The organism is Photobacterium nomapromontoriensis (assembly GCF_050336815.1).
In the GTDB taxonomy this organism is placed as follows: Bacteria; Pseudomonadota; Gammaproteobacteria; order Enterobacterales; family Vibrionaceae; genus Photobacterium; species Photobacterium nomapromontoriensis.
In genome coordinates this window covers 1-13929 of record NZ_JAKJSL010000032.1, presented here as the reverse complement: position 1 = coordinate 13929, position 13929 = coordinate 1, and the positions used below count along the sequence as shown (strand labels likewise).

The window sequence follows — 13929 nt, the reverse complement described above, 5'->3', positions numbered from 1 at the left end:
GACATTGATATTCAGCTTATATCAAACGGAACGACTATGACCGTGTTATACGTAAAAGGCACCAATCTGGCCGAGAAAGGGATCAGCAAACCGCTGGTGAAACCCTTTCTGATTTCACTCGGTATCCTGTTCTTACTGGCCATGCATTATTTTCAGCATAATCCTGGCGGCGCGGGGTTGGAGCTGTCGTTTAATGCCATGAGCTGGATCCCCTTCAGCTTCGCCATTGCTTTTGGTCTGCTGGAGATCTGCCGTCAACGAGTCTGGCGTTATACTCGCCTGACAGTGGTGCTGTTCATTTGCTGCATATTACTCACACTGCCGATTATTTATGACGATGCAGCCGTTGCCGCGACCCTGCCTCGCCTTGCTGGCTTATGGGCCGGATTGCTTTTCTTCATTGCCCTTCAGCAATTTGCCTTTCATCAGAAACAACGACAGCGGCTCCTCTGGCTGATTATCGGTGCCGTCTGGATTGAGGCAATATTTGGCTGGGGCCAGTTCCTGCTACTCGAACCGGGAAACCCTATTGGCTATAACACGGTTGAAAATCGGCCATACGGGATTTTCCAGCAACCCAACGTAATGGCCTCCTTTTTGGCCACCGGACTACTGTTGTCTGCTTATCTGCTGGCAAGGATCCCGATGTACCGCGGTAAATGGTCGTGGCAGCAACTGTTTCTGATCGCCACGCCCGTTATTACCATCCCTATTCTGGTGGTCCTGAGCTCACGCACTGGGTGGTTAGCTGCGGCGGTAGGTACATTGATGATGATCCCCTACTTGTACCGATTTGCTGCCAAAGCCCAATGGCGAATGTGGTTGCTGATGGTCGCTCTCAGCCTGAGTGTGTCTTGGGGACTCATCTCAAACCTCCACTGGACACCGCAAGGGGGGGAAAATCGCTTAAGCTTGGTCAGTGCTAGAGCGATGCATATCCCTCAAGCTATCGACATGTTCCTGAATAAACCACTCACGGGCTATGGCTATGGCCGATTTGAAGCTGGTTATATCACCCAAACGGCACAATGGCATCACAACGAGCCCAACCGACCAGCTGGAATGGCCGCACTGGATCATCCGCATAATGAACTAGCCTACTGGGCTGCGGAAGGGGGTATTGTCCCATTGGTAGCGCTACTCATTGCTGCTGCTGCCGTTTTCCTTAAAGTCAAAAAAGCAAAATCAGGCACTCAACTTGCCTTGGTGGGATTATTCTTTCCGCTGACCTTGCATACTCAGCTCGAATACCCGTTTTATCACTCGCTGGTCCATTGGCTGATTTTCATTATCCTGATCTATTGGGTCGATAACCTGACCGCCAAATACTACCGGCTCAAAATGAACTACATTCTCTCTATCCGGATACTGGCGCTAATGCTGCCACTAACGGTAACCGGTTATATGGCAACCACTCTCTATTCGGGATATCTGCTCACGAAGTACGAGACGACCCAACCTGTCAATATCAACTACCTTTTGCGGGTCAATAATCCCTGGGCATGGCAGAATCGTTTTGAATGGGATCTCCACCTGACTCAGCTTCAGCTTGGTGCTAGCACGGATAATCCGCAATTAATTCAGGAATACATCACTTGGGCTCAGCACAAAGCCAAACTATGGCCGCGCCCAGCACTGTACCAGAACCTGATCACCGCCTATCAATACCTCGGCAAGGATGGGGTGGCTGAACAAATTCGGCAGGAAGCGCGGTATCTGTTCCCAAGCGGCGAGTTCAACCAGCAACCCCACTCTTCTGCCAGTAAAGTAATGGCTAAGCCAATGAGTGCGACTGACGCTAGTCAGTAACCACCCCACCTAACAAAACGGCTACCGAAGTAGCCGTTTTTTCAAGTCTGCAACCGCATCATTTCAATGTTGTTTCCAGCGCACGTAGACAGAGCGCAACATTCTCACTGCGGGCCGCATATCCCATCAAGCCAATGCGCCATGCTTTACCGGCCAAAGCCCCCAGACCGGCACCAATTTCCAGGTTATAGCGTTCAAGTAGAATCTTCCGTACTTGTGCATCATCGATCCCTTGCGGAATATAAACGGCATTGAGTTGCGGCAGACGAGAGGACTCCTCAACAACAAACTCAATCCCGAGTTGCTCTAAACCTTCGCGTAACTCTTGATGTATATCACGATGGCGTTGCCATGCCTGTTCCAAACCTTCATGCTGCAGTAATACCAAGGCTTCATGCAGCGCATACAAGCTGTTTACTGGGGCGGTATGGTGATAGCTTCGCTTGCCCTCTCCGCTCCAATATCCTAAGACCAAACTCTGATCTAAAAACCAGCTCTGAACCGGTATCTGACGCTGCTGGATCTTTTCAATCGCACGCGGTGAAAATGTCAACGGTGATAAGCCCGGTACGCAGGAAAGGCACTTCTGGCTCCCTGAATAGACCGCATCCAGCTGCCATTCATCCACCAGCAGAGGTACACCACCCAGAGAGGTAACAGCATCAACAATAGTCAGGCAGCCATGCTCGCGAGCCAATTTAGCTATCGCTTGGGCATCACTCAAGGCCCCCGTTGACGTTTCGGCATGAACAAACGCCACAATTTTCGCATCCGGATGGCTGGTTAATGCCTGACGGACAAGTGCGGGATCAACGGGCTCTCCCCACGTATTGTCAACCATCACCGCAATGCCGCCACAACGCTCGACATTCTCCCGCATCCGCTCGCCAAACACGCCATTTCGACACACGATGATTTTGTCTCCCGGCTCAACCAGATTGACAAAACATGCTTCCATCCCGGCACTGCCTGGCGCTGAAACCGCAATCGTAAAAGTATTCTGAGTCTGAAATGCATATTGAAGTAGCTGCTTCAACTCATCCATCATGCCAATAAACAATGGGTCTAAATGGCCAATCGTCGGGCGGCTTAATGCTTGCAAGACTGACGGATAAATATCCGAAGGACCGGGGCCCATAAGGGTGCGTTGAGGTGGGTAAAAACGACCAATTTTCATTATTATTCCTCCCTGAAAGTAAGAGTGGTTATCATCAGTTTCGATAACAAGGGTACTTAATGACTATATCAGCTCTATCACGATTGTGCGTATTTCGATAGCTTACCCACTCTTGAATCATGACTGGTGCATTTTTCGGCTAATTTTGAGCAAATCATGTCATCTTATGATTGACAAACTGGCCACAGATCCGCTTCAATAAAGCACATTTTTTGTTCATCCTGATGCGCGTTATTTTCAGGTGAAAACAGAAGAGGAGCGTTACCCAGGTATCTAGGATTGCGGGGCCCCACCCCAAAGCAATCTGGAGAGGGGGAGTAACGCCGAGATATGACATGACAGGGGGCATGTTATATCGGCTTAGAAGGTTGAATCCTTCTAGCTGTCATCTTTCCCGAGACAATGGTGAGGGAAAGGTGGGGAGCTTCTGGTTGTTGTATCTTCCAAGATCTTACCGCTTTGCTCTCCTGACACTTATGTCGGGATCTTGATCCCGAGTCACCCCCCTATGTATGAGAACGTTTAATTTATTCATTTTGGGAGACTCGTTGTGAGCTTTATTGACAATAATTCTGCGGTTCCTCCGCCGATCACTGTAGCGAAATTTGGCGGCACCAGTGTAGCCGATCATGCCGCCATGAGCCGAAGCGCCGAAATCATTAAAAACAACCCATCAGCTAAGGTTGTATTGATCAGTGCGTGTTCCGGTGTAACCAACCTGCTAGTTGAATTAGCAAATGGAATTGCCGATATCGAGCAGCGCTCACAACGGCTACAACAACTTCGTACAATCCATCAATCGATTCTCGATGATTTAACGCAACCGGAATGCGTATCAACAGAGATCTATCAACTTCTTGATAATATCGCAACGCTATCGGAACACACGGCGACATCTCCGTCCGTCCAGTTTACCGATCAATTGGTTGCTCATGGAGAACTGCTGTCAACATTCCTTTTCACTCAGATCCTGAATGAAATGGGGGCACCAGCCCAACGTTTTGACATTCGTCATGTCATGCGTACCGATAACCAATATGGTAAAGCCGTACCAGATATTAATACCATCCGTCAGCTTGCAGAGCAGCATCTCCAGCCACTGCTGACAGATAAGATCATTGTTTCTCAGGGCTTTATTGGTTCTGATGACAAAGGAAAAACCACCACACTTGGTCGTGGCGGCAGTGACTACAGTGCAGCACTTATCGCAGAAGCAATCTGTGCAAATACGCTGGAAATCTGGACTGACGTACCGGGTATGTACAGTACCGACCCACGCATTACTGCCAATGCAAAGCCAATTAGTGAAATCAGTTTTAGTGAAGCATCGGAAATGGCTAACTTTGGGGCAAAAATTCTGCATCCATCAACGCTGCTTCCAGCGGTTCGTCAGCAGATCCCAGTTTTTATCGGATCCTCGAAAGCACCCGATCAAGGCGGCACATGGATCCGCCAGCATGTAACGGAGCCACCGAAGTTTCGTGCGCTGGCTTTACGTTGCAACCAGACCATGGTAACCCTCACTAGCCTGAAGATGTTCCATGCTTACGGTTTTCTATCTGAAGTCTTTCGGATCCTGGCTGAGCACAAAGTTTCTGTCGATCTGATCACCACATCAGAAGTCAGTATATCGCTAACTCTGGATCAAACTGATACCGGTGGCGGTGCACCCAATCTGCCAGCAGCCGCAACAGCAGCGCTAAGTGAGCTATGCCGAGTCGAGGTTGAGCATAACTTATGTCTTGTCGCCCTGATTGGCAATAAGCTAGGTGAAGCCCCCGGAGCAGCAACTCAGGTATTTGGTACACTCGACCAATACAGTCCTCGCATGATTTGCTTTGGTGCCAGCACCCATAACCTCTGCTTCTTGGTCAGTACTCAGGAGTCACGAGACGTAGTAAAAACACTGCATCAGGCTCTGTTCGAGTAATCCTCGCTCAGACACAAGAAAGGCGCTCAATGAGCGCCTTTCTTGTGTCAGTCAATTCTCGAAAGAACAGCCACGCCTAATGCAAATTAGGCCCCAGCCATTTTTCGGCCTCAATCGTGTTCCATCCTTTACGATCTGCATAGCTATCTCTCTGATCTTCTTGGATCTGTGCGATAGCAAAATAACGCGAGTCCGGATGAGAAAAATACCACCCCGATACCGACGCACCCGGCCACATGGCATAGCTGGATGTCAGCGACATGCCTATCGCCTCTTCCACGCCTAAAAGCTCCCACAATGTGCCTTTCTCTGTATGTTCTGGACATGCAGGATAACCGGGAGCAGGGCGGATCCCTTGATAATTTTCACGGATCAAATCCTCATTGGACAGGTCTTCATGTAACGAATATCCCCAAATTTCTTTCCGTACAATTTTATGTAAGTACTCTGCAAAAGCTTCAGCCAGACGATCAGCCACCGCTTGGATCATGATCGCATTATAGTCATCGCCCGCCGCTTTATAAGCATCGGCCAGCGCTCGCTCGCCGATACCTCCCGTCACGGCAAATGCCCCGACCCAATCAGACTTACCACTTACTTTCGGGGCGATATAGTCCGATAAGCAGTAATTGAAACCTTTTGGCTTCTCAGTCTGCTGACGTAAGTGATAAAGCACTTCTGCCACAACTGTACGCGACTCATCGGTATACACTTCAATGTCATCACCGACACTGTTGGCTGGAAATAATGCACATATCCCCTTCGCTTGTAATAAGCCCTCGCTTTCCACTCTATCCAGTAACGAATTCGCATCATCAAATAAACGCTTCGCTTCCTCTCCAACCTCTTCGTGATCAAAGATAGCAGGGTATTTCCCCATCAATGACCAAGTCATGAAAAAGGGAGTCCAGTCGATATAACTGCGCAGGGTCGCGACATCAACGTCATTAAATTCATGTATACCCGGTTTAGCAGGTACCGGCGGTGTATAACTCTCCCAGTCAATATCAACCTTATTGACGCGAGCCGCTTCCAATTTTACGGGCTTAGATCGAGGGCGTTTACGAGCATGCTGCTCACGTACCACATCATAATCAGCCTGCAGCTTTTCGACAAAGGCAGGCTTGAGATTTTCAGACAACAGCGATGAACATACGCCAACTGCACGAGAAGCGTTGTTCACATACACCACTGGCTGATGGTAGTTTTGTTCAATCTTCACTGCGGTATGGGCTTTCGATGTTGTCGCTCCACCGATTAATAACGGTAATTCAAATCCCTGGCGTTCCATCTCTTTGGCCACATACACCATTTCATCCAACGATGGGGTGATCAACCCAGATAGACCTATAATATCAACGTTTTTTTCTTTGGCGACTTGAAGGATTTTCTCGCACGGCACCATCACCCCAAGGTCAATGATTTCATAGTTATTGCACTGTAATACCACACCAACAATATTCTTACCTATATCGTGCACATCACCTTTAACGGTTGCCAGTAAGATCTTCCCATTGGACGATCCGGATTGTTTAGACGCATTGATAAATGGCTCTAAATGAGCAACAGCCTGCTTCATCACCCGCGCTGATTTCACGACTTGTGGCAGAAACATTTTACCCTCACCAAACAGGTCGCCGACCACATTCATGCCATCCATGAGTGGCCCCTCAATCACGGCAAGCGGTTTATCAGCATTCAGCCGCGCCTCTTCAGTATCTGCAATAATAAATTCGGTGATCCCTTTGACAAGAGCATGCTCCAAACGCTTCTCTACTGGCCAAGTTCGCCATACCAAAGCTGTAGCATCGGATTCTTTACCTACATCCTTCCCTGCGTATTCAGCGGCAATATCGAGCAAACGCTCAGTACTATCATCTCGCCGGTTAAGCACCACGTCTTCCACGGCTTCGCGCAGTTTATCTGGCACATTATCGTAAACCTCAAGCTGACCAGCATTGACGATTCCCATGTCCATACCGTTCTTAAAACAGTGATAGAGGAACACTGCATGTATCGCTTCGCGCACATAATTGTTACCGCGAAACGAAAAAGACACATTAGAAACCCCACCAGAAATCATGGCATGTGGCAAGTCGCGCTTAATGTCTGCCACCGCATCAATGAAGTCGACGGCATAGTTATTGTGTTCCTCAATCCCAGTCGCAATAGCAAAGATATTCGGGTCAAAAATGATATCTTCAGGTGGAAAACCCACTTCATCAACAAGGATCCGATAAGCTTTGGTGCAAATTTCCAGTTTTCGCTCACGAGTATCGGCCTGCCCAACCTCATCAAATGCCATCACAATAACGGCTGCACCATAGCGACGGATCAGAGAGGCCTGCTCAACAAATTTGACTATCCCCTCCTTTAGAGAGATTGAATTAACGATCCCTTTACCCTGAATACACTTCAGACCGGCCTCAATCACGTCCCATTTGGAGGAGTCGACCATGATGGGAACTTTAGCGATCTCCGGCTCCGTGGCACACAGATTTAAGAAGCGGACCATCGCAGCTTCCGCATCTAACATGCCTTCATCCATATTTATATCAATGATTTGCGCGCCGTTTTCAACCTGCTGACGGGCTACGTCCAACGCTTCATCGTACAATTCTTCTTTGATCAGACGTTTGAATCGAGCTGAACCTGTCACATTAGTTCGCTCACCCACGTTAATAAATAACGTGTTTTTTTCAATCGTTAACGGCTCAAGGCCAGATAAGCGGCAAGCGACGGGAATATCAGGTAACACGCGGGGTTTGAGATCTTTGGTGGCAATATACATATGGTGAATATGCTCAGGCGTCGTACCACAACACCCTCCTATCAAATTCAAGAAGCCACTCTCCGCCCATTCTTTCACGTGTACGGCCATCTCTTCAGGCGACAAATCATATTCACCAAACGCATTAGGCAAACCTGCATTTGGATGCGCGGAAACTGCACATTCTGAGATCCTCGATAACTCTGCCACATATGGACGTAACTCATCCGGGCCTAAAGCACAATTAAGACCAAATGAGATCGGCCTTACATGACGTAGTGCATTATAAAACGCTTCTGTTGTCTGCCCTGAAAGCGTTCGGCCAGAGGCATCGGTGATGGTACCGGAAATCATCACAGGCAAACTATAACCAAGTTCATCAAAAACAGTTTCCACCGCAAAAGCGCACGCTTTGGCGTTGAGTGTATCAAAGATAGTCTCAATCAGGATTAAATCAACGCCACCTTGGATCAGGGCATGAGTGGATTCCGAATAGGCTCGCACAAGCTCATCAAACGTAACATTACGGTAGCCAGGATCATTTACGTCGGGTGATATAGAGCAAGTGCGATTAGTCGGACCTAACACACCAGCAACAAAACGTGGCTTATCCGGCGTTTTTCCCGTCCACTCATCAGCAACGATACGAGCGAGATGGGCCGCTTCACGGTTAATCTCCGCACTCAGACTTGCCATATCATAGTCAGCCATGGCAATCGTCGTAGCATTGAAGGTATTAGTTTCAAGAATATCAGCACCAGCCTCAAGGTATGCCGAATGAATATCCTTAATCAACTGCGGCTGACTCAGCACTAATAGGTCATTATTGCCCTTTAAATCAGAATGCCAATTAGCAAATCGCTCACCACGATAATCTTGCTCCTCAAGTTTATAACCTTGAATCATGGTGCCCATACCACCATCAATGATCAGGATCTGCTCTTTAATTCGCTTCTGTAGTAAATCCTTGTCCGTCAGCACTGTATTCTTCCTTATATAATGTTACAGCTAGTTCACATCCTACCATAGCAGAGTTGGAAATCTAGACGTCTAAAGGGCTTTTTGATGAGAAAAAAAACAATGCTTATCGCGAATAAATCATGGTCATCAGACTAGGATACATTTATATTTTGACACTATTTCTTGCTTTACTTTTATTTTTTAATGAGGTTACGGGATGTCAGTCTACAGCACTCTCTGTTTCTTAGCGGCTGCCGCTATGCTTATAGCATTTGTAAATAGCAAGATTGGGAAGATGCAAAGCACCATCGCCATTACTGCTGGCGCATTGATCCTCTCACTTTTCATCATTATTGCCGGGCAAAATGGTTGGTTTCATTTAGAAAGAATTGCAGCTGAACAGCTCGGGGAAGTCAATTTTGAAGATTTTCTTCTCAAAGGTATTCTCGGCTTTCTATTATTCGCTGGTGGATTAGGGATCAAGCTTCCGCATTTGGAAGAACAAAAGTGGGAAATCACCACCCTAGCCTTAGCTGCCACGCTATTCTCGACCTTCTTTATCGGATTCGCGCTATGGGGGATCTGCCAACTCTTCGGAATCCAACTAGATTTAATTTACTGTCTGATCTTCGGCTCATTAATTTCGCCCACAGATCCCATCGCCGTTTTAGCGATCGTAAAGAAACTCCATGCTCCTAAACAAATTTCAATCCAAATCGAAGGCGAATCTCTTTTTAATGATGGTTTTGGTCTTGTTATCTTCGTAACACTCTTTACAGTGGCTTTTGGAAATGAAACCCCAACAGTCTTAGGTGTAGGCCAGTTATTCCTCCAAGAAGCCGTCGGTGGGATAGTCTATGGCTTTGCTCTCGGTTTACTTTTCCACTATCTCATCAGCTCCACCAATGATCATTCGATGGAGTTATTACTGACGCTGGGGATCCCGACTGCTGGTTATGTTTTTGCAGAAGTGATCCATGTATCAGGCCCATTAGCAATGGTCGTATCAGGAATCATGATTGGAAACTGGACCCGTTATATTGGTTTCTCAAAAGAGAGTGAAGAGCACTTAGATCACTTCTGGGAGCTCATTGATGAATTCCTCAATGGCGTTTTGTTTCTCTTGATCGGTATGAGCATGCTGCTCTTTAAATTCCATCAAGAAGATTGGATCTTGATGGTCATTGCTATCCCTCTTGTCCTACTAGGCCGCTACCTAAGTGTTAAACTGTCCTACTTTGGCTTTCAACGTTATCGTAATTACAACCCGATGTCCGTGAGTATTTTAACTTGGGGTGGATTACGGGGTGGCCTCGCTCTCGCCATGGCAATGGCAATACCGGCAGGTATTATGGTCATCCCAGAAAAGAACATTGATGTTCGTGAAATCATACTAGTCATGACTTACGCTGTTGTTGTATTCTCGATCCTGATCCAAGGCTCAACCATTATCCCATTAATCAAAAGAGCTAAAGTATGGGAAGCAAACACGAATAATTAATACTGCAGATCTTTAACCGTGACTCAAATAAGTCGCACTATAACAATAAGGCCTGCAAATGCAGGCCTTATTGTTACGTTTACGCTATTCATCTTTAGTAAAATTATCTTCCGAAAAGTGTTCCAGATCATAAGGTGTCTGCTGATAGACGCAGTAATTCAACCAATTCGAAAACAGTAAGTGTCCATGGCTACGCCAACTAGCAATCGGAGGATGGGCTGGATTATCATTAGGATAATAATTAACTGGAATAAACGGCTCCATCCCTTCACCAAGATCACGTACATATTCGTTATGTAATGTATCGACATCATACTCAGGGTGGCCAGTAACAAAGACATTACGCTTATCTTTCGTCGCGGCTAAATAGGTTCCAGCCAGCTCAGATGTCGCAAGAATATCCAGATCTGTATGCTCTTCAAGATATGCAGGAGAGAAATCAGCATAACGTGAATGAGGAGCGAGAAATGAGTCATCAAACCCCCTTAATAGAGGATGACGACAATCATGGGTTCGATGTGCATACACACCAGAAAGCTTCTCCTTACGAGTACGCTTTGGTAAATCATACAGCAATTTCAAACCAGCCTGCGCTGCCCAGCATACAAAAAGAGTTGAAGTCACGTGATCTTTAGCCCAAGCCATGATTGCCTGGATCTCATCCCAATAGAGTACATCTTCAAACTGAACCAGACCTAACGGCGCTCCCGTTACAATCAATCCATCAAAATTACGATTTTTGACCATTTCAAACTGGCGATAAAACATATCCAGATGTTCTGTTGGCGTATTTTTCGTAGGTCGATTATCTATCCGAAGTAACTCGATATCTACCTGTAACGGACTGTTCGATAATAAGCGTAAAAATTGAGTTTCCGTCTCAATTTTCTTTGGCATCAAATTAAGCAACAATACTTTAAGTGGACGAATAGCCTGGCTTGCAGCACGGGCTTCTGTCATGACAAAAATATTCTCGCTACGTAAGACGTCTGTTGCAGGCAATTGATCTGGAATCTTAATCGGCATCTTTGTTTACTCCTTAAACGTAGCACCAACGAACTATCTTTACGCTCTCAAAGAGAAAATTTAGACGTCTAGATATCTAAATAAAACTATAAGAGTTTTTACTTACATGCAAGGAAAACAAGATCAAAAGAATTTGAGCAGGGATCTACAATATGAAATTAACTAATAATAAATGCAGAGTACAAAAATAAAAAAACCCAGCCAATGACTGGGTTTTAAAAGGGGATTCAGCAATGTCCTACTCTCACATGGGGAGACCCCACACTACCATCGGCGCTACAACGTTTCACTACTGAGTTCGGCATGGGATCAGGTGGGTCCATTGTGCTATTGTCGCTGAAAAAATGATGGTGCTAGTACCCAGATTTGAACTGGGGACCTCACCCTTACCAAGGGTGCGCTCTACCAACTGAGCCATACCAGCACGCAATTCTGCGTCGAAATCTACCTATGGAAAATTTCAAAATTGGGAGCCTGGCGATGTCCTACTCTCACATGGGGAGACCCCACACTACCATCGGCGCTATTACGTTTCACTACTGAGTTCGGCATGGGATCAGGTGGGTCCATAACGCTATGGTCGCCAAGCAAATTCGTTTATTCACCGCCATCAGGCAGTAAATAGCAATCTGGGAAAGTTAACTAGTTTACAAATTTGTTCAACACTGCATTCAAGTGCTTACAGAGTCCGATTCTCTTTCGAGATAAAACCCCTTGGGTGTTGTATGGTTAAGCCTCACGGGCAATTAGTACAGGTTAGCTCAATGCCTCGCAGCACTTACACACCCTGCCTATCAACGTCGTAGTCTTCAACAACCCTTTAGAGACCTTTAAGGTCTAGGGATGACTCATCTTGAGGCTCGCTTCCCGCTTAGATGCTTTCAGCGGTTATCGATCCCGAACTTAGCTACCGGGCAATGCGTCTGGCGACACAACCCGAACACCAGCGGTTCGTCCACTCCGGTCCTCTCGTACTAGGAGCAGCCCCTCTCAATCATCCAACGCCCACGGCAGATAGGGACCGAACTGTCTCACGACGTTCTAAACCCAGCTCGCGTACCACTTTAAATGGCGAACAGCCATACCCTTGGGACCGACTTCAGCCCCAGGATGTGATGAGCCGACATCGAGGTGCCAAACACCGCCGTCGATATGAACTCTTGGGCGGTATCAGCCTGTTATCCCCGGAGTACCTTTTATCCGTTGAGCGATGGCCCTTCCATTCAGAACCACCGGATCACTATGACCTGCTTTCGCACCTGCTCGAATTGTCATTCTCGCAGTCAAGCGGGCTTATGCCATTGCACTAACCTCACGATGTCCGACCGTGATTAGCCCACCTTCGTGCTCCTCCGTTACTCTTTGGGAGGAGACCGCCCCAGTCAAACTACCCACCAGGCACTGTCCGCAATCCCGATYAGGGACCAACGTTAGAACATCAAGCATACAAGGGTGGTATTTCAAGATTGCCTCCACATCATCTAGCGACAATGCTTCAAAGGCTCCCACCTATCCTACACATGTAGGGTCAATGTTCAGTGCCAAGCTGTAGTAAAGGTTCACGGGGTCTTTCCGTCTAGCCGCGGGTACGCAGCATCTTCACTGCGATTTCAATTTCACTGAGTCTCGGGTGGAGACAGCGTGGCCATCATTACGCCATTCGTGCAGGTCGGAACTTACCCGACAAGGAATTTCGCTACCTTAGGACCGTTATAGTTACGGCCGCCGTTTACCGGGGCTTCGATCAAGAGCTTCGACCGAAGTCTAACCCCATCAATTAACCTTCCGGCACCGGGCAGGCGTCACACCGTATACGTCATCTTTCGATTTTGCACAGTGCTGTGTTTTTAATAAACAGTTGCAGCCACCTGGTATCTGCGACTCCTAGTAGCTCCATCCGCAAGGGACTTCACCGCCAAGAGCGTACCTTCTCCCGAAGTTACGGTACCATTTTGCCTAGTTCCTTCACCCGAGTTCTCTCAAGCGCCTTGGTATTCTCTACCTGATCACCTGTGTCGGTTTGGGGTACGATTTCTTATAACCTGAAGCTTAGAAGCTTTTCCCGGAAGCATGGCATCAATGACTTCAGCACCGTGGTGCCTCGACATCGTATCTCAGCGTTAAGTAAKCCCGGATTTGCCTAAGMTTACCRCCTACATACTTGAACCTGGACGACCGTCGCCAGGCCCACCTAGCCTTCTCCGTCCCTCCATCGCAGTTATAAGAAGTACGGGAATATTAACCCGTTTCCCATCGACTACGCCTTTCGGCCTCGCCTTAGGGGTCGACTCACCCTGCCCCGATTAACGTTGGACAGGAACCCTTGATCTTCCGGCGAGGGAGTTTTTCACTCCCTTTATCGTTACTCATGTCAGCATTCGCACTTCTGATACCTCCAGCATGCCTTACGACACACCTTCAACGGCTTACAGAACGCTCCCCTACCCAATGTGAACAAGTTCACATTGCCGCAGCTTCGGTGTATAGCTTAGCCCCGTTAAATCTTCCGCGCAGGCCGACTCGACCAGTGAGCTATTACGCTTTCTTTAAATGATGGCTGCTTCTAAGCCAACATCCTGGCTGTCTGAGCCTTCCCACATCGTTTCCCACTTAGCTATAACTTTGGGACCTTAGCTGGCGGTCTGGGTTGTTTCCCTCTCCACGACGGACGTTAGCACCCGCCGTGTGTCTCCCGGATAGTACTTACTGGTATTCGGAGTTTGCAAAGGGTTGGTAAGTCGGGATGACCCCCTAGC

Annotated in this window: 6 protein-coding genes, 1 tRNA gene, 3 rRNA genes and 1 riboswitch; of the genes, 3 read left to right on the top strand and 7 right to left on the bottom strand. The window is 47.5% G+C overall.

Translation table 11 applies throughout. The features are described from left to right. Nucleotides 1-36 precede the first annotated feature (36 nt). Nucleotides 37-1809: a PglL family O-oligosaccharyltransferase gene (locus tag L4D12_RS13765; protein WP_428448423.1), complete on the top strand. Its 1773-nt coding sequence runs from the start codon at nucleotides 37-39 to the stop codon at nucleotides 1807-1809. A 58-nt stretch (nucleotides 1810-1867) separates the two neighbouring features. Here the strand turns inward: L4D12_RS13765 and L4D12_RS13760 are convergent, their stop codons facing one another. Continuing rightward, nucleotides 1868-2986, bottom strand: a complete 1119-nt coding sequence (locus L4D12_RS13760; protein ID WP_428448422.1) for a pyridoxal-phosphate-dependent aminotransferase family protein — start codon at nucleotides 2984-2986, stop codon at nucleotides 1868-1870. A gap of 243 nt (nucleotides 2987-3229) precedes the next feature. Further along, a riboswitch (Lysine riboswitch) is annotated at nucleotides 3230-3421 on the top strand. Nucleotides 3422-3536: 115 nt separating this feature from the next. On the opposite strand from L4D12_RS13760, the gene lysC reads away from it, so the two are divergent. After that, entirely contained in the window at nucleotides 3537-4916 is a 1380-nt protein-coding gene (gene lysC / locus L4D12_RS13755) for a lysine-sensitive aspartokinase 3 (RefSeq protein ID WP_428448421.1), read from the top strand. Nucleotides 4917-4992: 76 nt separating this feature from the next. Here the strand turns inward: lysC and metH are convergent, their stop codons facing one another. Continuing rightward, nucleotides 4993-8667, bottom strand: a complete 3675-nt coding sequence (gene metH, locus L4D12_RS13750; protein ID WP_428448420.1) for a methionine synthase — start codon at nucleotides 8665-8667, stop codon at nucleotides 4993-4995. A 196-nt stretch (nucleotides 8668-8863) separates the two neighbouring features. On the opposite strand from metH, the gene L4D12_RS13745 reads away from it, so the two are divergent. Next, entirely contained in the window at nucleotides 8864-10147 is a 1284-nt protein-coding gene (locus tag L4D12_RS13745) for a cation:proton antiporter (protein ID WP_428448419.1), read from the top strand. Nucleotides 10148-10231: 84 nt separating this feature from the next. On the opposite strand, the gene metA is transcribed toward L4D12_RS13745, so the two are convergent. From metA to L4D12_RS13720, 5 genes are all read right to left on the bottom strand, one after another. After that, nucleotides 10232-11173, bottom strand: a complete 942-nt coding sequence (metA, locus tag L4D12_RS13740) for a homoserine O-succinyltransferase MetA (protein WP_428448418.1) — start codon at nucleotides 11171-11173, stop codon at nucleotides 10232-10234. Nucleotides 11174-11398: 225 nt separating this feature from the next. Continuing rightward, a 5S ribosomal RNA gene (rrf, locus tag L4D12_RS13735) occupies nucleotides 11399-11514 on the bottom strand. A 7-nt stretch (nucleotides 11515-11521) separates the two neighbouring features. After that, nucleotides 11522-11597 (bottom strand) — tRNA-Thr (locus tag L4D12_RS13730). A 48-nt stretch (nucleotides 11598-11645) separates the two neighbouring features. After that, nucleotides 11646-11761, bottom strand: a 5S ribosomal RNA gene (rrf, locus tag L4D12_RS13725). 137 nt (nucleotides 11762-11898) lie between these two features. Further along, nucleotides 11899-13929: ribosomal RNA gene (locus tag L4D12_RS13720) — 23S ribosomal RNA — on the bottom strand; the annotation flags it as partial.

What these genes read in the sequence shown, in the direction of transcription:
- L4D12_RS13765 (WP_428448423.1), top strand. Translation starts at nt 37, where the DNA reads ATGACCGTGTTATACGTAAAAGGCACCAATCTGGCCGAGAAAGGGATC.
- L4D12_RS13760 (WP_428448422.1), bottom strand. Translation starts at nt 2,986, where the DNA reads ATGAAAATTGGTCGTTTTTACCCACCTCAACGCACCCTTATGGGCCCC.
- L4D12_RS13745 (WP_428448419.1), top strand. Translation starts at nt 8,864, where the DNA reads ATGTCAGTCTACAGCACTCTCTGTTTCTTAGCGGCTGCCGCTATGCTT.
- metA (WP_428448418.1), bottom strand. Translation starts at nt 11,173, where the DNA reads ATGCCGATTAAGATTCCAGATCAATTGCCTGCAACAGACGTCTTACGT.